Origin of the sequence: Streptomyces sp. SA15, from assembly GCF_002291145.1 — a bacterium.
In the GTDB taxonomy this organism is placed as follows: domain Bacteria; phylum Actinomycetota; class Actinomycetes; order Streptomycetales; family Streptomycetaceae; genus Streptomyces.
In genome coordinates this window covers 1-17,725 of sequence record NZ_NTGE01000057.1, presented here as the reverse complement: position 1 = coordinate 17,725, position 17,725 = coordinate 1, and the positions used below count along the sequence as shown (strand labels likewise).

General features: G+C 71.3%; 16 protein-coding genes. 7 read left to right on the top strand and 9 right to left on the bottom strand.

The features are described 5' to 3' along the window. Positions 1-265: 265 nt before the first annotated feature. The 4 genes from CLM62_RS09640 (at position 266) to CLM62_RS09625 (ending at position 4,939) form a co-directional block, all read left to right on the top strand. The gene (locus CLM62_RS09640) at positions 266-673 is read left to right on the top strand and encodes a VOC family protein (protein ID WP_095749426.1); all 408 of its coding nucleotides are present in this window, start codon (positions 266-268) and stop codon (positions 671-673) included. 146 nt (positions 674-819) lie between these two features. Further along, on the top strand, positions 820-3,621 hold the full coding sequence (locus CLM62_RS09635) for a CHAT domain-containing protein (RefSeq protein WP_218835578.1): 2,802 nt from the start codon (positions 820-822) through the stop codon (positions 3,619-3,621). After that, positions 3,614-4,105 carry a hypothetical protein gene (locus tag CLM62_RS09630; RefSeq protein WP_095749424.1) on the top strand — a complete coding sequence of 164 codons (492 nt, stop codon included), beginning with the start codon at positions 3,614-3,616 and terminating at the stop codon, positions 4,103-4,105. Before CLM62_RS09635 ends, CLM62_RS09630 begins: the two co-directional genes overlap by 8 nt. Before the next feature lie 93 nt (positions 4,106-4,198). Then, positions 4,199-4,939 carry a TetR family transcriptional regulator gene (locus tag CLM62_RS09625; RefSeq protein WP_095749423.1) on the top strand — a complete coding sequence of 247 codons (741 nt, stop codon included), beginning with the start codon at positions 4,199-4,201 and terminating at the stop codon, positions 4,937-4,939. A 71-nt stretch (positions 4,940-5,010) separates the two neighbouring features. Here the strand turns inward: CLM62_RS09625 and CLM62_RS09620 are convergent, their stop codons facing one another. Then, entirely contained in the window at positions 5,011-7,437 is a 2,427-nt protein-coding gene (locus tag CLM62_RS09620) for an MMPL family transporter (protein WP_095749422.1), read from the bottom strand. A 168-nt stretch (positions 7,438-7,605) separates the two neighbouring features. On the opposite strand from CLM62_RS09620, the gene CLM62_RS09615 reads away from it, so the two are divergent. Together CLM62_RS09615 and CLM62_RS09610 are read left to right on the top strand one after the other, a co-directional pair. Further along, on the top strand, positions 7,606-8,295 hold the full coding sequence (locus CLM62_RS09615; RefSeq protein WP_095749449.1) for a response regulator transcription factor: 690 nt from the start codon (positions 7,606-7,608) through the stop codon (positions 8,293-8,295). Then, on the top strand, positions 8,292-9,758 hold the full coding sequence (locus CLM62_RS09610; protein ID WP_095749421.1) for a HAMP domain-containing sensor histidine kinase: 1,467 nt from the start codon (positions 8,292-8,294) through the stop codon (positions 9,756-9,758). Before CLM62_RS09615 ends, CLM62_RS09610 begins: the two co-directional genes overlap by 4 nt. Before the next feature lie 15 nt (positions 9,759-9,773). Here the strand turns inward: CLM62_RS09610 and CLM62_RS09605 are convergent, their stop codons facing one another. From CLM62_RS09605 to CLM62_RS09590, 4 genes are all read right to left on the bottom strand, one after another. Beyond that, a complete protein-coding gene (locus CLM62_RS09605) occupies positions 9,774-10,175 on the bottom strand; it encodes an ATP-binding protein (RefSeq protein WP_095749420.1) in 402 nt (133 codons plus the stop codon). A 62-nt stretch (positions 10,176-10,237) separates the two neighbouring features. Then, positions 10,238-11,794, bottom strand: coding sequence for an ABC transporter substrate-binding protein (locus CLM62_RS09600; RefSeq protein ID WP_095749419.1), 1,557 nt, complete (start codon positions 11,792-11,794; stop codon positions 10,238-10,240). Positions 11,795-11,977: 183 nt separating this feature from the next. Further along, positions 11,978-13,288, bottom strand: a complete 1,311-nt coding sequence (locus CLM62_RS09595) for a metallophosphoesterase (RefSeq protein ID WP_095749418.1) — start codon at positions 13,286-13,288, stop codon at positions 11,978-11,980. Positions 13,289-13,413: 125 nt separating this feature from the next. Further along, complete coding sequence (locus CLM62_RS09590; RefSeq protein ID WP_095749417.1) at positions 13,414-13,656, bottom strand: SCO4848 family membrane protein; 243 nt, start codon at positions 13,654-13,656, stop codon at positions 13,414-13,416. On the opposite strand from CLM62_RS09590, the gene CLM62_RS09585 reads away from it, so the two are divergent. Beyond that, a complete protein-coding gene (locus CLM62_RS09585; RefSeq protein ID WP_095749416.1) occupies positions 13,595-15,061 on the top strand; it encodes a D-alanyl-D-alanine carboxypeptidase in 1,467 nt (488 codons plus the stop codon). The genes CLM62_RS09590 and CLM62_RS09585 overlap by 62 nt on opposite strands. On the opposite strand, the gene CLM62_RS09580 is transcribed toward CLM62_RS09585, so the two are convergent. From CLM62_RS09580 to CLM62_RS09565, 4 genes are all read right to left on the bottom strand, one after another. Further along, complete coding sequence (locus CLM62_RS09580) at positions 15,009-15,917, bottom strand: YihY/virulence factor BrkB family protein (protein ID WP_095749415.1); 909 nt, start codon at positions 15,915-15,917, stop codon at positions 15,009-15,011. The genes CLM62_RS09585 and CLM62_RS09580 overlap by 53 nt on opposite strands. Further along, on the bottom strand, positions 15,905-16,294 hold the full coding sequence (locus tag CLM62_RS09575) for a GtrA family protein (RefSeq protein ID WP_095749448.1): 390 nt from the start codon (positions 16,292-16,294) through the stop codon (positions 15,905-15,907). Before CLM62_RS09575 ends, CLM62_RS09580 begins: the two co-directional genes overlap by 13 nt. Before the next feature lie 158 nt (positions 16,295-16,452). After that, the gene (locus tag CLM62_RS09570) at positions 16,453-17,442 is read right to left on the bottom strand and encodes a decaprenyl-phosphate phosphoribosyltransferase (protein WP_095749414.1); all 990 of its coding nucleotides are present in this window, start codon (positions 17,440-17,442) and stop codon (positions 16,453-16,455) included. Further along, the coding region (locus tag CLM62_RS09565) for a phosphatase PAP2 family protein (protein WP_095749413.1) at positions 17,435-17,725 on the bottom strand (291 nt) is incomplete at its 5' end. The genes CLM62_RS09570 and CLM62_RS09565, both read right to left, overlap by 8 nt.

Sequence of the window (17,725 nt, the reverse complement as noted above, 5' to 3'; positions counted from 1 at the left end):
CTGGGTCGACATGGGGATCAGCGACTGCTGTGCGACGGCGTGCCGGTGGCGGCCGCGGTCACCGCCGACGCCGACCGGACGGACCGTATCGCCGCGGAACTGGACGGCCCGCGGAAGGCGCTGGCGCGGGAGGTCGTGAGGGACGGGTTCGACAAGGTGTGAGGGGTAAGTCGGGTGAGGTGTGGCCGTCGGCCCCTCGGCCCAATGAGTGACCTCACGGGTCGGTCCGCCCGGTGAGTGGCGCCCCCGCACCTAATCTGATCGCATGTCAGATGACGAGTCGTACGAACTGCTCGGTTTCGACAACGTCCTCCTGCCCGTCGGGAACCTCGCCGAGGCCGTCGGGTTCTATGAGCGCGCCGGGTTCACGGTGGGGTTCCGGTTCGACGAGGGCGGGATCGCGTTGCTCAAGGTGGGCGGTGAGACGCCCGGGATTCTGCTGAGGCAGGAGGAGGAGTTCGGGCATCGGCCGCCGCCCTGGCCCTCTCCGCGCGTATGGCTGGAGGTGCCGGACGCGCGGCGCGCGGCGAAGGAGTTGGCCGCCGCCGGCATCGTTGCGCTGGACGAGCCCTTCTCCGTGGCCACCGGCTGGACCGTGGAGGTCGCCGACCCCTGGGGCAACGTCATCGGGTTCACGGACTACCGCAAGCGGCCGGAGCTCGGGCGGGCGTGAGGGCGGGTTTCGTGGCGGGCCGCGATCATTCCGTACCCGATCTCGCGTGAAAACGGTGCGCATGTGCCGGTTGGGGCGGCATGGTGGGGGCGTCACGTGGGGAAGGGCCCTGGCGTGGAGCGCGACGGGCGTGCCGAGCAGCGCGGTTGACGGCCCGGCAGGCCGAGGGGGATGCGGTGGACGTCGACTTCCGGATAGAGGTCGGGCCGGGCGGGGCGGACGGCTACCCGGTGGTGTACCGGACGACGGACGGCGAAGAGGCCGCGGACGTGATGCGCCTGCCGCACCCGCACGAGCTGGAGGCGCTGGCGGCGCGGGTGCCGGACGCGGTGGTCGCGTCGTCAGCCCGGGTGCGCCGCGCCGTCGTAGGCAGCGAGGCACCCGTACGGGAACTGGGGCGGATGCTGTTCGACGCCCTGCTGGGCGGAGCCGGGGCGGCGCTCCTGCTGGCCGCGCGCAACCGTGCCGCGCAGCGGGGCGGCCAGGTCCGCATGGTGCTGCGGGTGCAACCTCCTGAGCTGGCGCGACTGCCGTGGGAGTTCCTCTACGACACCGCCGAAGACGCCTATGTCTGCCTCGAGGTGCCGCTCGTACGTCATCCGCAGGTGGCGCGGCCGGTCGAGCCGCTCCGGGTGGCCCCGCCGCTGCGGATCCTGGGCATGGTGGCCCGCCCGGAGGACCAGGAACCGCTGGCCGTGCAGGCCGAACAGCAGCGCCTGCGCGAGGCCCTGGCCGATCTGCTGGCTGAGGGGCGGGTGGAGCTGGGCTGGGTGGGCGGACAGACCTGGCGCGATCTGCGGGACGCGGTCCGCCGCGACGCGCGCGTGCCGCTGCACGGCTCCGGGAGCCGGGGGGAATGGCACGTGCTGCACTTCATCGGGCACGGCGGGTACGACGCCACCGCCCAGGAGGGCACCCTGGCGCTGGCCGGCGAGCGGGGCGAGACCTACCCGCTGGGTGCCGGGCAACTGGCGATGCTGCTCGCCGGTCACCCTTCGTTGCGGCTGGCGGTGCTCAACGCCTGCGAGACGGGCCGCGCGGGCGGGCTCAACCCGTTCTCCAGCGTGGCCGGTGCCCTGATGCGCAAGGGCATGCCGGCCGTGCTCGCCATGCAGTACGAGGTGAGCGAGGACGCGGCGCTGGAATGCGCGCACGCCTTCTACGACTCCCTGGCCCGACAACTGCCGATCGACGTGGCCGTCATGGAGGCCCGCCAGGCCATGACGCTGGCCAGGCCCGGCACCCTCGAGTGGGGAACCCCGGTGCTGTACATGCGTTCCCTCGACGGGGGCGGTCACCTCTTCGACTTCGCCGACACCCCCGGCCCGGCTGTCGTGACGCCCGGGGAGCCGAGACCGGGCACCACCCTGCTCCGGGAGAGCCCGGCCGACCTCCGTCCTCAGGAAGGTCCCGCGGAGGCGGAGCTGCCTCTGGAGGAGCTGTACGCCGAAGGGCTGGCCGCCCTGTACACCGACCGGTGGGGGGAGGCCGTCGAGGCGTTCCGCGCGGTCATCGCCCGCGACCGCGACTACCGCGACAGCCAGGCCAAACTCACCCTGGCCCGGCAGCGTCAGCGCCTCGCCTCGCTGTACGCCGCCGCGACCGCGGCGGCGGCCGCGCAGGACTGGGAGCAGGCGGTCGATCACCTCGAGGCGGTCCTCGCCGCCGAGCCCGGTTACCGGGATGCCCAGGTGCTGCTGGCTCAGGCCCGCTTCCATCGGACCCGGGTCCAGTTGCGCGAGGAGATCGACACCCTTCACCGCGCCGGGCGGTGGGAGGCTGTCGTGGCCGCCGTCGAACGCCTGCGCCAGCATGCCCCTGACCAGCCCGATCCGGAGGTCTTGGCCATGGCAACGGCGGCCCAGGCGGAGCTGACGGCCGCCGACCGCGCCCGGACCCTGGCCGCCCGTTACCACGAGGGTCTGGACCACATGGACGCCGACCGCTGGGAACAGGCGCTGCGCTCATTGGCCGAAGTCCACGCCCTCGACGCGGACTACCGCGACACCGCCCGGCTTCTCGCCAAGGTGCGCCAGGAGATACGGGGCACCCGAATGGGACCTCTCACCGCGTCGCCCCTGTTCTCCTTCGAGGCACCCCACAAGGTCAATGCGGTCGCGTTCAGACCCGACGCGCGCCATCTCGCGGTCGCGACCGGCCGGAAGATCGCGCTGATCATCGACGCCCGGGGCAAGCACGTCCACACTTTCCAGCACGGCGGCATGATGGCAGGGGTCCGGGGTCTCGGCTTCAGTCCCGACAGCCGACGTCTCGCCACGGGCAGCGCAGACCTGTACGTGCGGGTATGGAACACGGGAGACGGTGCCAGGCTGCTCTTGCTCTCGACCAGACACACGGTGATCGATGTGGTGTTCAGCCCCGACGGCCGCCGCCTCGCCGGCGCTCTCACGGGGTCTGGCGGCGTACCGATCTGGGATGCGGAGACCGGCCTGGAACTCTTGAGGATTCCCCACGGCCGCGTCGTGCAGAGCCTGGACTTCAGTCCCGACGGCCGCCGCCTCGCCACCATCTGCGGCGACGGCTTCACGCGGGTGTGGGAAGCCGCGACCGGCGAAGAGCTCGTGAAGGTCGCGCACGGTGGCGTCGCGAACGGCCTGGCGTTCAGCCCCGACGGCCACCGCTTCGCCACCGCGACCAGCCGCAGCGCCGCGCTGTGGAACGCGGATACCGGTGCCCGGCTGATGGAGGTCGCCCTGCGCAGAAAGGTGAGCAGCGTGGCGTTCAGCCCCGACGGTCGGCTCCTCGGCACCGGCGAATCCGTCGGCACCGCGCGGGTGTGGGACGCCGGAAACGGCGCGGAGCTCCTGTCCATCCCCCACGACGACGCTGTGCGGGCCGTGGCCTTCGCCCCCGAAGGCACCCGACTCGCCACCGCCACGGCGAAGACCGTCCACATGTGGCAGCTGCGGGAGGCCGACGATGACTGACCCCACTCCCCTGCGCGCCGACCTCGTCGTCGACCCCCTCGTCACCCGCGAGCAGGAACGCCCACTCACCGACGCCCTCACCGCCCTCGGCTTCGCCACCAGCGTCCGGGAACTCCCCCCGCGCCGCACGACCGAGCCACTGACCTGGCTGATCCTGATCGCGCTGCCCCTGCAGGCGTTCCTGGGCATGCTGGGCCAGAAGACGGCCGAGAGCGCCTACCGCCGCCTCCAGGAAGCCGTCCGCGGCCTCCATCTCCGCTCCTCCGGTACGGCCGCCGCGCTCGAGCCGCCCGAACCGCCGCGTCCCGTCGTACTCGAGGACCCGGCGAGCGGTCTGCGCATCGTCCTGGAGCACGACCTGCCCGAAGAGGGATACCGGCAGCTCCTGGCCCTGGACCTCACCCGGTACCGCCTCGGCCCCCTGCATTACGACCGCGCCCAGGGCCGGTGGCGCTCGGTGCTCGACGAGGCGGACCCGCGCTGAGGCGGCACCCTCCGCGGTCGGCGGGTCCGCGCGAGCACCGGCCGCTCGCCGCCCGCGCCACTCGTTAGGCTCATTTCCGTGCCTGCGAACTCCGTGCCCCCGAACAACGACGACCCCGACGACAGCGCAACCCCCAGCAAGTCCGAGCAGACCCGCGCCCTGATCCTGGAGACGGCGATGCGGCTGTTCCAGGAGCGGGGCTACGACAAGACGACCATGCGGGCCATCGCCAAGGAGGCCGGGGTTTCCGTCGGCAACGCGTACTACTACTTCGCGGGCAAGGAGCACCTGATCCAGGGCTTCTACGACCGGATCGCCGCCGAGCACCAGGTCGCGGTCCGGGAGGTCCTGGCCCGGGAGACCGACCTGGAGGCGCGGCTCGCGGGCGTCCTCAAGGTGTGGCTGGACATCGCGGCGCCGTACCACGAGTTCGCGGTGCAGTTCTTCAAGAACGCCGCCGATCCCGACAGCCCGCTCAGCCCCTTCTCCCCCGAGTCGGAGCACGCGCGCGTGGAGGCCATCAGCGTCCACCGGGAGGTGCTGGCCGGCGCGACGAGGACCAAGGTGCCGGAGGAACTGCGGGACATCCTGCCCGAGTTGATGTGGCTCGCCCAGATGGGGCTCGTGCTGTACTGGATCTTCGATCGGACCGAGGGGCGTGAGCGCACCTACCGGCTCGCCGAGCGGGGCGCCCGGCTGACCGCGCGGGGCGTGTCGCTGGCGCGGTTCCGGGTGCTGCGGCCGCTCGTGCGGGAGGTGCACGAGCTGTTCACGGACTTTCTGCCGGGGATGACGAAGGCGATGCCGGATCCGGCGGCGCGTACAGCTCCTTGAGAACGGGATCCCTGCGCCGGCCACCCGATCGGGCGGACCGGCGCAGGGTTGTCCGACGGACGACGGGCGGCTCAGTTCACCGCGTCCACCTCACCCTCGGCGACATCCGCAGCATCCGCGAGCTCGACGTCGTACACCAACGGCCCGTCCCCGACCAGCACCTGGCGGGCGCGGGAGGCGTACGGCGTCCCCGTCGTCGCCAGCAGATACGTTCCCGGCGCCGGGACCGAGACGATGTACGAACCGTCGGCCAGCGACTCGACCCGGTCCAGTTGGCGTCCGCCCTTCGACAGCAGGGCCACGGCCGCGCCCTCCACTGGTGCACCGTCGGCCGTACGGACGAAGCCGTGGATGACGGAGGCGGGGCCCTGCGCAGCAGGCGACTGGGCCGCCACCGCCTCCTCCTTCGGCTCCACCGCGAGATGCGGCAGCCGCTTCTCCAGCCAGGCCGGCAGCCACCAGTTGGAGTTGCCGAGCAGGTGCATCGCGGCCGGCACCAGTGCCGTACGCAGGATGAACGCGTCCAGGGCGACCGCGGCGGCCAGCCCCACGCCGGCCATGGCCGCGCCGTAGTCGCCGCTCAGGACGAAGGCCATGAAGACGCAGACCATGATCAGGGCGGCGCTGTTGATGACCCTGCTCGTCTCCGCCAGGCCCACGCGCACCGCCCGCGCGTTGTCCTTCGTGTGCACCCACTCCTCGTGCATCCGGCTGACCAGGAACACCTGGTAGTCCATGGAGAGACCGAAGAGCAGGGACAGCATGATGATCGGCAGGAAGGCGGCGATCGGGCCCTCCTGGCCGAGGCCGAGCAGGTTCAGGCCCCAGCCCCACTGGAAGATCGCGACGAGGACGCCGAAGGAGGCAGCGGCGGCGATCAGGTTCATCACGGCGGCTGTCAGCGGTACGACGACCGAGCGGAAGGCGATCAGCAGGAGGACGAAGCCGAGCCCGATGATCGTCGCGATGAAGAGCGGCAGACGGTCGGCCGTCACGGACGCGAAGTCCTTCGAGACCGCTGTCACCCCGCCCACGTGCGCCTCCACGCCCGCGTCCGGGATGACGTCGTCGCGCAGGGTGTCGATCAGCCGGTCGGTCTCCTCGGCCTGCGGTGAGGTGGTCGGGATCACCTGGATCACCGTGACGCCGTTCGCCGGGGGTGCCGCGGCGGCCTGCGCCACGCCCTCCGTCTGGCGGATCGACGTGACCAGGCCGTCCGTGCCGTCGCCGTTCACCACCACCTGGAGCGGGCCGTTGAAGCCGGGGCCGAAGCCCTCGGCGAGCAGGTCGTACGCCTTCCTGGTCGTCGTCGACTCCTCGTTGTTGCCCTGGTCGACGGTGCCGAGGCGCAGGGACAGCAGCGGGAGCGCGAGGACGGCCATCAGGACGAGGGCCAGGGCGGCGACCGAGCGCGGACGGCGTTCGACCGACGCCGACCAGCGGGCGGCGAGGCCGCTCGGGCGCTCTCCCTCGGGGCCCTGAACGGCCAGCCGGCGACGCTGGCGGCGGCTGAGCACCCGGTGGCCGAGCAGGCCGAGCAGCGCGGGCAGCAGGGTGACGGCGGCGAGCACGCTCAGCACGACCGTGAGGGAGGTGCCGATCACCACACCGTCCAGGAAGCGAAGGTTCGTCACCAGCATCCCGGCGAGCGCGATGCACACCGTGCCGCCCGCGAACAGCACGGCCCGGCCCGAGGTGTTGAGGGCGGTGACCGCCGACTCCTCCGGGTCCATGCCGCGCAGGATGCCCTTGCGGTGGCGGGTGACGATGAACAGGGCGTAGTCGATGCCCACGCCCAGGCCGATCAAAGTCGAAAGGAGGGAGGCGAGTTCGGGCACGTTCGTGACATGGCTGAGCAGCTGCGTGGAGAACATGCCGGTGCCCACGCCGAACAGCGCCACCAGGATCGGCAGCAGCATCGCGAACAGCGAGCCAAACGCCAGGAAGAGCACGACGGCCGCCGCGAGGATGCCGACCAGTTCGGCGGTGCCGGTGGGCGGCTCCTCGACGCGGGTGATGGCCTGGCCGCCGAGCTCGACCTGAAGGCCGTCGCCTTCGGCGTCCTGCGCGGTGTCGACGACGTCCTGGACCAGGTCCTTGGGTACGGCGTCCGCCTGTTCGGCGAAGGTGACCTGGGCGTACGCGATCCGCCCGTCCTCGCTGATCTGGGCCGCGCCGCGGGCGCCGTACGGGCTCGCGACCTCGCCGACCCCCTTCATCCCGCCGATGTCCCGCAGCGCGGGCTCGATCCGGGACCGTACGGAGGCGTCCCGCACCGATCCCTCCTCGACCTTCCACACCACCGTGTCGGTGTCGCCGGCGCGCTCCGGGAAGGCCTTCTTCATCTGGTCGTACGCGCGCTTGGAGTCCGTGTCGGGCAGGGAGAAGACCTCCGCGTAGTTCGTGCCCGCGGTCGAACTCGCCGCGCCCAGGCCGAACAACGCCCCCACCCACAGCAACAGGACCACCAGCCGGTGCCGATAGCACCACCGTGCCAATGTCGCCACGCTCAAACCCCTTCGTCGTCGGGTCGGTTGGTCCCCCAGGTCCTGGGCAACAGAATTGGGGCGGCACACGCGCCTGGACATGCGACGCGCATGACTCTCAAGGAACTCCAAAGCGCGGAACCGGCCCCACTGTCAGTGGTCGCGCCGATACTGGGGACCATGACGACGGCTCCAGGCACCGTGCTGGTCGTGGAGGACGAGGAGAGCATCGCTGACGTGCTCGCCATCGCCCTGCGCTACCACCGGTTCGAGGTGATGACGGCGGGCACCGTCCGCGAGGCGCTCGCGCTGGTCGAGCGCACGCGGCCCGACGTGGCGCTGCTCGACGTCATGCTCCCGGACGGGGACGGCCGGGCGCTCGGCCGGGAACTGCGCGCGAGGCGCCCCGACCTGGCGCTCGTCTTCCTCACCGCGCGCGATTCGCCCGCCGAGATCGTCGGCGCCCTCGGCTTCGGCGACGACTACATCACCAAGCCGTTCAACATTGACGAGGTCGTCGCGAGGATCACGGCGGTGCTGCGCCGCACCCGCCCGGCCGACGTCCTCCCGCAGCGCCCACCCCTGTGCTACGGCGATCTGGAACTGGACGACACGACGTACTCGGTGCACCGCGCGGGCCGCTCCGTCGAGCTCACCCCCACCGAGTACGCCCTGCTGCGCTTCCTGGTGCGCAACGGCGGCCGGATCGTGCCCAAGGAGCAACTCCTGCGCCACGTCTGGCAGTACGAGCACACCCCGCCCGAGTCGACCGTCGTCGAGACCTACATCAGCTATCTGCGGCGCAAGCTGGACACGCTGGGACCGCCGGTGATCACCACCCGTCGGGGTGTGGGGTACGGGCTGGCATGAGGGTCCCCCGGCTGCTCTGGGCACTGGGCTGCGAGCGCGGCATCCACTCGCTGCGCGGCAAGCTCACGCTGGCGAACGTGGTGCTGCTCGCGCTCGGCATCGTCGCGGCGACCGTCGTGAGCGTGATGGGCATGCGGTACTACCTGCTGGACCAGATCGACACGGAACTCACCAAGACCCGTGACTCGCTGGGCGGTTCGCAGCTCACCCTGCGGGAGATCGACTCACTGAGTGTGCTGGGGTTCGTGCGCGACCGGCTGGCGCCTCAGACTCTGGAGGAACAGCCGCGGCCGGACTCGATCTTCGCCGCGGTCGACAGCGGGGGCGAGCCCGTCGGCATCCTCGGCTTCCAGCCGACCGACGTCCAGCGCGACCTGGCGGACGCCGTCGACGACCCCCGCACCCTCATCGAGGATCCCGAGCCGCACGACGTCACCGTGCAGGGCGCCGACTACCGGGTGACCGGCACCCGGCTCGCCGACGGCACACAGATCCTGCTCGCCACCTCGTCCGAGGGTCTTCACACGGGCGTCGCCAAGGCCGTCAAGTTCGACCTCGCCATCGGCACCCTGCTGCTCGCGCTGCTGGCCTGCCTGACCATGTTCAGCGTCCGGCGCCGGATGCGGCCCCTGGAGGACATGGTGGAGACCTCGTCGGCGATCGCCGAGGGCGATCTGACCCGGCGCGTCCCGTCCAGCCGGGAGGCCACCCTGGAGGTCGAGCAGCTGCGCCTCGCCCTGAACTCCATGCTCCACCAGGTGGAGTCGGCGTACCGCACGCGCGAGCGCAGCGCGGCCCAGCTGCGCCGCTTCGTCGCCGACGCCTCGCACGAACTGCGCACGCCGCTGTCCGCGATACGCGGCTACCTCCAGCTCTATGACAAGGGCATGCTGTCCGACCCGGACGAACGCAAGCGGGCCTGGGAGCGGGTGCTGGCGGAGACGGACCGTATGGGTCGGCTCGTCGACGAGCTGCTCACCCTCGCCCGCCTCGACCAGCAGCCCGAACTGCGGTTCCGCAACGTCGACATCAGCCGCCTGGTGCGGGACGCGGCCGAGGACCTGAGGGTGCAGCAGCCCGACCGGCCCATCACCGTGGACGCCGACGGCTCCCTGCTGGTGCACGCCGACGAGTCCGGGCTGCGGCAGGTCCTCGGCAACCTGATGGGCAACGTGCGCACGCACACGCCGGCCGACGCGCCGGTGCGCCTCGGCGTGGAGCGCGCGGACGGGGTCGTACGGCTGTGTGTCGCGGACAAGGGGCCGGGACTCGGCCCACAGGACGCGGCCCGGGTCTTCGACCGGTTCTTCCGGGCCGGCGGAGGTGCGGGCAGCGGGCTCGGCTTGGCGATCGTGCAGGGGGTGGTGCGGGCGCACGGCGGTGAGGTGAGCGTGCGGACGGCGCCGGGCGAGGGGCTGGCGGTAACGGTCACGCTGCCGGGGCGGGCGGCCGTACGGTCGTAACCGCGCGGGTAGGTCTCAGGTGTCGGCCAGTATCAGCGCCCATACCGTCTTGCCGTGCCCTCCTCTGCTCCACACGCCCCAGGCGGCGGCGATGTTCTCCACGATGTGCAGGCCCCGGCCTCTCTCCTCCCACTCGCCCACGACCCGCAGCCGCGGCTCCAGTCGGCCCTCGTCGGACACCTCGATGAGGCAGGAGCCGTCGGCGAGGGCGGTCACCGCCACCTCGAACTCCCGCTCCAGGAGCGGACCGTGGCGTACGACGTTGGTGGCCAGCTCGGACACGAGCAGCATGGCGTCCGTGACGGCGGGGTCGTCGGGGCCGTGCCCCCAGTCGGCCAGATGGTCCCGCACCCGGTGCCGGGCGAGACCGACGGAGGCCGGGTGCCGGGGCAACCGGAAGGAGTTGCGTCTCACCACGTTCACTCCTCACCCGGCACACACCTTCGTCACATGGTGCTGCGTCGGGCGACCGTCAGGTATCAGATCCAGGTGAGGCGCCAGAGCCGGAAGACTCCGGTGCCGTCCGAAAGGTACTGGCCGCCGCCGACGTCCTCGCTGCTGACGACGTATTCCTTGGCCTGCCACAGCGGGATGACCGGCACGTCGACAGCGACGGCCTGCTGGACCTCGCGGAAGTCGTCGGCGGCCTCGCTGCGGTCGGCGTACTGCTGGCTGGTCCGGATCAGCTGATCGACGGTCTTGCTGCTGTAGCCGGTGTTCATGGTGCTGTCGGTGCCGACGAGCGGCGCGCCGAAGGTGTCCGGGTCCGGATAGTCGGCCACCCAGCCGACCGCGTACGCGTCCAGCTTTCCGGACGCCCACCGCTTCTGGAAGTCGGTCCACTCGTAGGCCTTGACGGTGACCTTGAACAGGCCGTCCACCTCCAGTTGCCGCTTGAGTTCCGCGGCCTCCGGAGCGGCGGCGCCGCGGCCCTCGGCGTAGCCGTAGGTGAAGCGGACCGGCAGGGACACGCCGGCCTTGGTGAGCAGCTCCCGGGCCTTCTTGGGGTCCGGCTTGGGGTAGAGGTCGAAGAACGACGTGGTGTGGCCGGTGATGCCGGTCGGGATCAGCGAGTACAGGGGGTCGACCGTGCCGTCGTAGACGGTGGCGGCCAGCCGGTCACGGTCGATCAGCCAGGCCATGGCCTGCCGGACCGGGGTGTCGTGCAGCGGCGAGCCGGCGCGGGTGTTGAGGTACAGGTTGCGCGTCTCGGAGCTGTCGGCCTCGGACACGCGCTGGTTGGGGTCGCTGGCGTTCAGCTGGGCGAGGACCTCGGGCGGCAGCTGGCGGGTGGCGACGTCGACCCGCCTCGCCTTCCAGGCGCTGTCGAGCTGCTTCGCGTCGGCGTAGTAGCGCAGCTCCACGGGTCGCCCGGTGTCGTCGACGGCGCCCTTGTAGCGCGTGTTGCGGGCGAGGGAGGCCTTCTTGTCCTTGGTGTACGCGGTCAGTTCGTACGGTCCGGTGCCGTCGACGCCGGTGTCGGTGCGCAGGCCGTTCGCCGGGTACTTGGTGCGGTCGACGATCGAGCCGGCGCCGGTGGCCACCTTGAAGGGGAAGGTGGCGTCGGGCGAGGAGAGGTGGAAGGTGACGGTCAGGCCGCTCGCGTCGACCGAGCGGAGGGTGGCCAGCAGGGACGCGGGGCCGACCTCGGAGTTGATCTCCTTGACGCGGTCGAAGGAGTACTTCACGTCCTCGGCGGTCATCTCCCGACCGCTCGGGAAGGTGAGCCCCTTGCGCAGTTCGCAGCGGTAGGTTTCCAGGTCGCCGCCGGCGAAGGCGCACCTCTCGGCCGCGTCGGGCACGGGGGTGACGCCGCCCGGCTCGAAGGTGAGCAGTGACTGGAAGACGTTGCTGAACAGCGCCCAGGAGCCGGCGTCGTAGGCACCGGCCGGGTCGAGCGACGTGACGGCGTCCGTCGTGCCGACGATGATCGTCTTGCCGTTGCCGTTCCCCGACGGCAACAGCTGCCAGGCACCGACGCCCACGGCCGCCAGCACGAGCAGTGTCGCGAGAATCCGCGTGCGGACCGACCGCATCGGTTTGCCCTCCCCAGGCCCCTTTTTGAGCCACAGCGCATATGCCACGCCCCTAGTGGCGCGGATCACCTAAGCACAGGTGTTTCGCCGAGGGGAAGGGAGTTTTGTTCGATTTGGGAAAGACCTTGCGCAAGGGGGTTTCGACCAGGTTTCACAGGGCTCTCACAGGGTGGGGTCACCCGCTCACGCCTGCCTCGACGCCAGTTCGATCACCGTGATGTCCGACTCCGCGCCGACCCGGGTCGGCGGGCCCCAGGCGCCCGCGCCACGGCTGACGTACAGCTGGGTGTCGCCGTAGCGCTCCAGCCCGGCCACCGTCGGATTGGCCGCCGCCGCGAGGAAGTTACCGGGCCACATCTGGCCGCCGTGGGAGTGGCCGGAGAGCTGGAGGTCGACGCCGTGGTCGACGGCGTCGTGGATCTGCACCGGCTGGTGGGCGAGGAGCACGCACGCGCGTGCCCGGTCCCGGTCGCCGAGGGCCTTGGCGTAGTCGGGGCCCTGTCCCTCGTCCTCGCCCGACACGTCGTTGACGCCGGCGAGGTCGAAGTGCGCCATTTCGACGCGGGCGTTCTCCAGGGGGCGCATGCCGAGCCGCCGTACCTCCTCGACCCACTGTTCGGCGCCGGAGAAGTACTCGTGGTTGCCGGTGACGAAGTACGTGCCGTGGCGGGCCGTCAGCTGGGCCAGCGGGGCCGCCGCCGGGCCCAGGTCCTTCACGCTGCCGTCGACCAGGTCGCCGACCACCGCGATGAGGTCGGGCTGGGTGGAGTTGATCGTGTCGACGACCTTCTGGGCGAAGCCACGGCCGAGGACCGGGCCCAGGTGAATGTCGCTGACCACCGCGATCCGGTAACCGTGCGCCGCGCGCGGCAGCTTGGCCAGCGGGACGGTGACGCGTTTGACCGTCGGGCCGTTCAGGACGCCGTACGTGCCGTAGCCGACGGTCCCGACGGCCACGGCGGCCGCGGCGCCGCCGACGACTCGGGAGACGAAGAGGCGGCGGGAGGGGAAGGCCGGGGGCGGCGGGGTGGCGGACCCGGGGGCCGGCTCCGTCGGCGACTCCGCGGCCGGCTCAGGGTCGGTCCCCTGCGGGGCGGTGGGCGTGGCCGCCGCGGCGGCCACGGCTCCCGCCGGGACCGGCTCCGGCTTTTCTACGGCCGTCCCGGCCCGCGCCCGCCGTTCCAGAAACCGCCGCAGCAACGGTCGTACGACCTCACCCGCCGCCAATGCCAGCAGCAGGTAGATCGACATGGCCAGCCACAGGAAGCCCGGCCAGGCCAGTACCTGCTGGAGCCAGAAGGGCGCGCCGGTGCGTTCCGAGACGAGCGCCGTGATGGCCAGCACCCAGCCGCCCGCCACCAGCACCGCGCCCGCACGGCGCACGAGGCCCGGGCCCCGGGTGGTGTCGCGGAAAAGTCTGCGCCACACATACCAGTTGCCCGCCACCAGTGCGCTCAGCACGGCCAGTGCGACGAGCGCGAAGACGACCACCATGTCGGTCGTATCCCCTCTTTCGTGGTCCCGAGTTGTTCATGCGTCCAGCGCCGTTGTTGTCAATGCGTCCAGCGCCGTTGTTGTCAATGCGTCCAGCGCCGTTGCTATGACGTGCGAGGCAGTTGCTATGACGTGCGGCGCAGTGCGCGCAGACCGCGCAACCCGATGGCCCCCACAGCCGTCCCCCATACGAAGGAAACGACGGCGAGCAGCAGGTGCACCCAGAAGTACGCGGTCGGGTCACCCGCGTCGTCGAACGCGAGCCCGCTGCCGTCCTTGACGAGGTTCTTGACGAAAGTGATCCAGATGACCCAGCTCCACACCCCGAAAGCGAGCAGGAACCAGGAGACGGGGCGGCTGAGCTTCATACGTTCAGTATCACCGGCGCGTGTCCGGATCCGTGGCCGGGGTGGGGAGGCGGGCGGGACTTCACGCCCTGTGGAAGGTACGTTCCTGACCGTGTCCCCACCCAAGAAGACCGCCAGGCGATCCCTGCTGGTCACCTCCGCCGCCGTCCTGTCGTCCCTCGCGCTGACCACGCCCGTCTCCTACGCGGACCCCAAGCCCTCACCCAGTCCCTCGAAGAGCCCGTCGGCCACTCCCCCGGCGAACATGTCGGCCGTGGGCGGCGCGCGCCTCGGTCAGGCCGGGACGCAGGTCAACCTGGCGAGCGGGGTCCCGGTGCTGCCCAAGGACCTGAGCGCGCGCTCGTGGATCGTCGCCGACGCCGAGTCCGGTGACGTCCTGGCCGCGCACAACGCGCACTGGCGGCTGCCCCCGGCGAGCACCCTGAAGATGCTGTTCGCGGACACGGTGCTGCCGAAGTTCGCGAAGACCGAGAAGCACAAGGTGGTCCCCACCGACCTGGCGGGCATCGGCTCCGGTTCCAGCATGGTCGGGATAAAGGAGGGCGAGACCTACACCGTCCACGACCTGTGGCTCGGGGTGTTCCTGCAATCCGGCAACGACGCCGTGCACGTGCTGTCGCAGATGAACGACGGCGTCGACAACACCGTCAAGCAGATGAACGCGCACGCCGAGGAGCTTCAGGCCCTCGACACGCACGCGGTCAGCCCCGATGGCTACGACTCCCCCGGCCAGGTCTCCTCCGCGTACGACCTCACCCTGATCGCCCGCTCCGGGCTGCAGAAGAAGGACTTCCGGGAGTACTGCTCGACGGTCACGGCGAAGTTTCCGGGCAAGACGACGAAGAACAAGAAGGGCAAGACCACCCGCGAGTCCTTCGAGATCCGGAACACCAACCGGCTGCTGAGCGGCGCCTCCGACGTGCCCGTCTACCAGGGCATCGCGGGCGTCAAGAACGGCAACACCACCAACGCCGGCGCCACCTTCACCGGTGTCGCCGAGCGCAACGGCAAGGTGCTGCTCGTCACGGTCATGAACCCGGAGAAGGACGAGAGCAACGAGGTCTACAAGGAGACCGCCCGGCTCTTCGACTGGGGCTTCCAGGCGGCCGGCAAGGTGGAGCCGGTGGGCGAGCTGGTGCCGCCGAAGAGCGCCGCGCAGCCGAGCGCCCAGCCGGGTGCGAACCCGTCCGGGGAGGCCGGGGGCATGGAATCCGGCGGGAGCGGGGCCTCGTCCGGCGGCGCGTCGAAGCCGGTGGCGAGCGCCACGGCCGAGGGCGGCTCCGGCGGCATGGGGATCGCGCTGGGGATCACCGGCGGGCTGCTGGTGCTGCTCGCGGGCGCCGCGTTCCTGGTCAACCGTCGCTGGCCGCTGCCGGATCTGGTGCGCCGTCGTCCTCGTCCGTGAGTTCGACCTCCTTGCTCTGCGTCGCCGTCCACGCGGCGCAGAACAGCACTAGTTTCGCCGTGAAGTTGATCCACAGCAGCAGGGCGACGGGGACGCCGAACGCGCCGTACATGCTCTTCGCGGCCACCCCCTGCATATAGCCGCTGAGCAGCAGTTTCAGCAGCTCGAAGCCGATTGCTCCGGTCAGCGCGGCCACGATCAGGCGACGGCGGGCGGGTTCGACTCCGGGCAGCAGGGTCAGGACGTACAGCAGGAGCAGGAAGTCGGCGAGTACGGCGACGAGGAACGCGGCGATCTGCAACAGGATCCCGCCCCAGCCGCCCTCGTCGAGGCCGAGCTGCCGGGTGATCCAGCCGACCATCGCGGAGGCGACAGCGGAGGCGGCGAGCGTGACGAGCACCGCGCCGCCGAGCCCGAGCAGGATCCCGGTGTCCTTGGCCTTGCGCAGGACCGGGTTCTCCTCCTCGTCGGGCAGCTCCCACACCGCGCGCAGGCACTCGCGCATCGAGCCGGCCCAGCCGATGCCGGTGAACAGCAGGACGGCGCCCGCGATGAGGCCGACGGTGCCGGCGTTCTGCACCAGGCCGTCGATGTTGAGCTGGTCGGAGATGCCGGGCACCTGCCCGGCGATCTTGTCCTCCAGGGTGTTCTGCTGCTTCGTGCTCAGCGTGGCGGCGGCGATGGCGGCGGCCACGGTGAGCAGCGGGAAGAGCGCCACGAAGCTGGTGAACGTCATCGCCGCGGCCAGCCGTGTCCACTTCACCCGGTCCAGGCGCTCGTACGACCGCCACGCGTGCGTGGCCATCACGCGGGCGACCAGGGGCCCGACGACGGGGAGCTTTTTCAGCCAGTCCATGATCCGACTCTGCCCTCCCTGCGGAAGACAAATGTCCGAGTGCCCCAAAACCGCAGGACAGTCGCCAATGCCATGCCGATTCCGGCGCCGGAGACGGTGTCCGCGCGCTGGGAGGTGAGGCCGAGTCCGTAGTGGCTGATGGCGAGACACAGCAGTTGTACGGCGGCACCCGCGACGTTCACCGCGAAGAAGACGGCGTAGGGGCGCAGGCCCTTCGGGCGGGTGTGCCGGTAGGTGCCGAGCGCGTTGCCGGCGTAGGCCACCGAGCAGCCCGCGACGAAGGAGAGCGACTTGGCGGTGAGGGGGTCGAGGGCGGCGGGGCCGCGCAGGTAGGTGAAGAGGGCGAGGTCGGTGGCGTAGGCGAGGAGGCCCGCGATGGCGAAGCCGAGGAGTTCACGGCGGGTCTTGGTTGCCCACGCGCGCGTGCGGTGCGGTGCGCCCGTGCCCGGCCACGCGCGCGTGCGGTGCGGTGCGCGTCGGCCGGTCCACGCGCGCCTGCGGTGCGGTTCGCGTCGGCCGGTCCACGCGCGCCTGCTCACCAATTTGCCACCGCCAGGCCGTACATCGCGAGCCACACCAGGCCGATCAGGGCGAGCGCGCGGTCGCGCAGGACGACGTCCTCGGGTTCGCCGGCCGTGCCGCGGTCGGCGAAGACGGCGTACCTGAGGATCGCGAGGATGAAGGCGACCATGGACAGCTGCCGCCAGGGCAGCACGCTGGTGTGCGGCACGCCGCCCTCCTCCAGGGCCCACAAGCAATAGCCGAGGACGGCGACACCGGCCGCGAGCTGCCACACGAAGCGCAGGTAGCCGGGGGTGTACTCGGTGAGCAACGCGCGCGTGGCGCCCGCTTTCCCGGCCATCTGGACTGCTTCGGAATAGCGCTTGGCCGACACCATGAACAGCGCGCCGAACCCGGTCGTGATCAGGAACCAGCGCGAGAGGGGGATACCGAGGGCGAGTCCGCCGATCATCGCCCGCATCAGGAACCCGGTCGTGACGATGACGAGGTCGACGACCAGGACGTGCTTGAGGCTGACGCAGTACACCAGTTGCATGCCCAGGTACGCCGCCAGCAGCGCGGAGACGGCCGGGGACACCAGCCAGACCGCGGCGGCGGGCGCGAGGAGGCCGAGGACGGCTCCGACGGCGTACGCGACGGGTACGGGGACCTGTCCGGAGGCGACGGGGCGGTGGCGCTTGGTGGGGTGGGCGCGGTCGGCGTCGGCGTCGCGGGCGTCGTTGATCAGGTAGACGGCTGCGGCGCAGGCGGTGAACAGGACGAAGACCAGCGCGAGTTGGGTGAGCGCGTGCCGGGTGAAGAGCTGGCCGGCGGCGGCCGGGGCGGCGACGACCAGGATGTTCTTGACCCACTGCTTGGGGCGGGCGGTCCTGAGGAGGCCCCCCAGGAGAGGGCGGAGAGGGCCTCTGGGGCGTGGCAGGGTGTGGCGCGGGGGCGTGCGTTTCTCGTGGAGCGCCGTCTCCTGGGTGTGGGCGGCGCCGGCGAAGGGCCCTGTCTCAGTCATGGACGCCTCCGCTCATCCAGCGCGCCCCGATGCGCGCCGTGAGCACCCCCAGGGCCGCGCCCGCCGCCACGTCCGAGGGGTAGTGGACGCCGACGATCAGGCGCGAGAGGCACATCGCGGCGGCGAGCGGCGGGATCACGCGCGCGCCGAGCGCCCCGTAGGCGACGGCGGCGGCCGCGGCGGAGGTCGCGTGCGAACTCGGGAAGGAGTGCCGGCCGGCGGTGCGCACAAGGGGCGCGACATGCGCCGGGCGCGGACGGCGCACCACCCTTTTCACGCCCAT

Bases quoted from the DNA above. Each gene is read 5' to 3' on its own strand.
- CLM62_RS09640 (WP_095749426.1), top strand. From the start codon at position 266: ATGTCAGATGACGAGTCGTACGAACTGCTCGGTTTCGACAACGTCCTC.
- CLM62_RS09630 (WP_095749424.1), top strand. From the start codon at position 3,614: ATGACTGACCCCACTCCCCTGCGCGCCGACCTCGTCGTCGACCCCCTC.
- CLM62_RS09615 (WP_095749449.1), top strand. From the start codon at position 7,606: ATGACGACGGCTCCAGGCACCGTGCTGGTCGTGGAGGACGAGGAGAGC.
- CLM62_RS09610 (WP_095749421.1), top strand. From the start codon at position 8,292: ATGAGGGTCCCCCGGCTGCTCTGGGCACTGGGCTGCGAGCGCGGCATC.
- CLM62_RS09600 (WP_095749419.1), bottom strand. From the start codon at position 11,794: ATGCGGTCGGTCCGCACGCGGATTCTCGCGACACTGCTCGTGCTGGCG.
- CLM62_RS09595 (WP_095749418.1), bottom strand. From the start codon at position 13,288: ATGGTGGTCGTCTTCGCGCTCGTCGCACTGGCCGTGCTGAGCGCACTG.
- CLM62_RS09585 (WP_095749416.1), top strand. From the start codon at position 13,595: ATGACCCAGCTCCACACCCCGAAAGCGAGCAGGAACCAGGAGACGGGG.
- CLM62_RS09590 (WP_095749417.1), bottom strand. From the start codon at position 13,656: ATGAAGCTCAGCCGCCCCGTCTCCTGGTTCCTGCTCGCTTTCGGGGTG.
- CLM62_RS09580 (WP_095749415.1), bottom strand. From the start codon at position 15,917: ATGGACTGGCTGAAAAAGCTCCCCGTCGTCGGGCCCCTGGTCGCCCGC.
- CLM62_RS09570 (WP_095749414.1), bottom strand. From the start codon at position 17,442: ATGACTGAGACAGGGCCCTTCGCCGGCGCCGCCCACACCCAGGAGACG.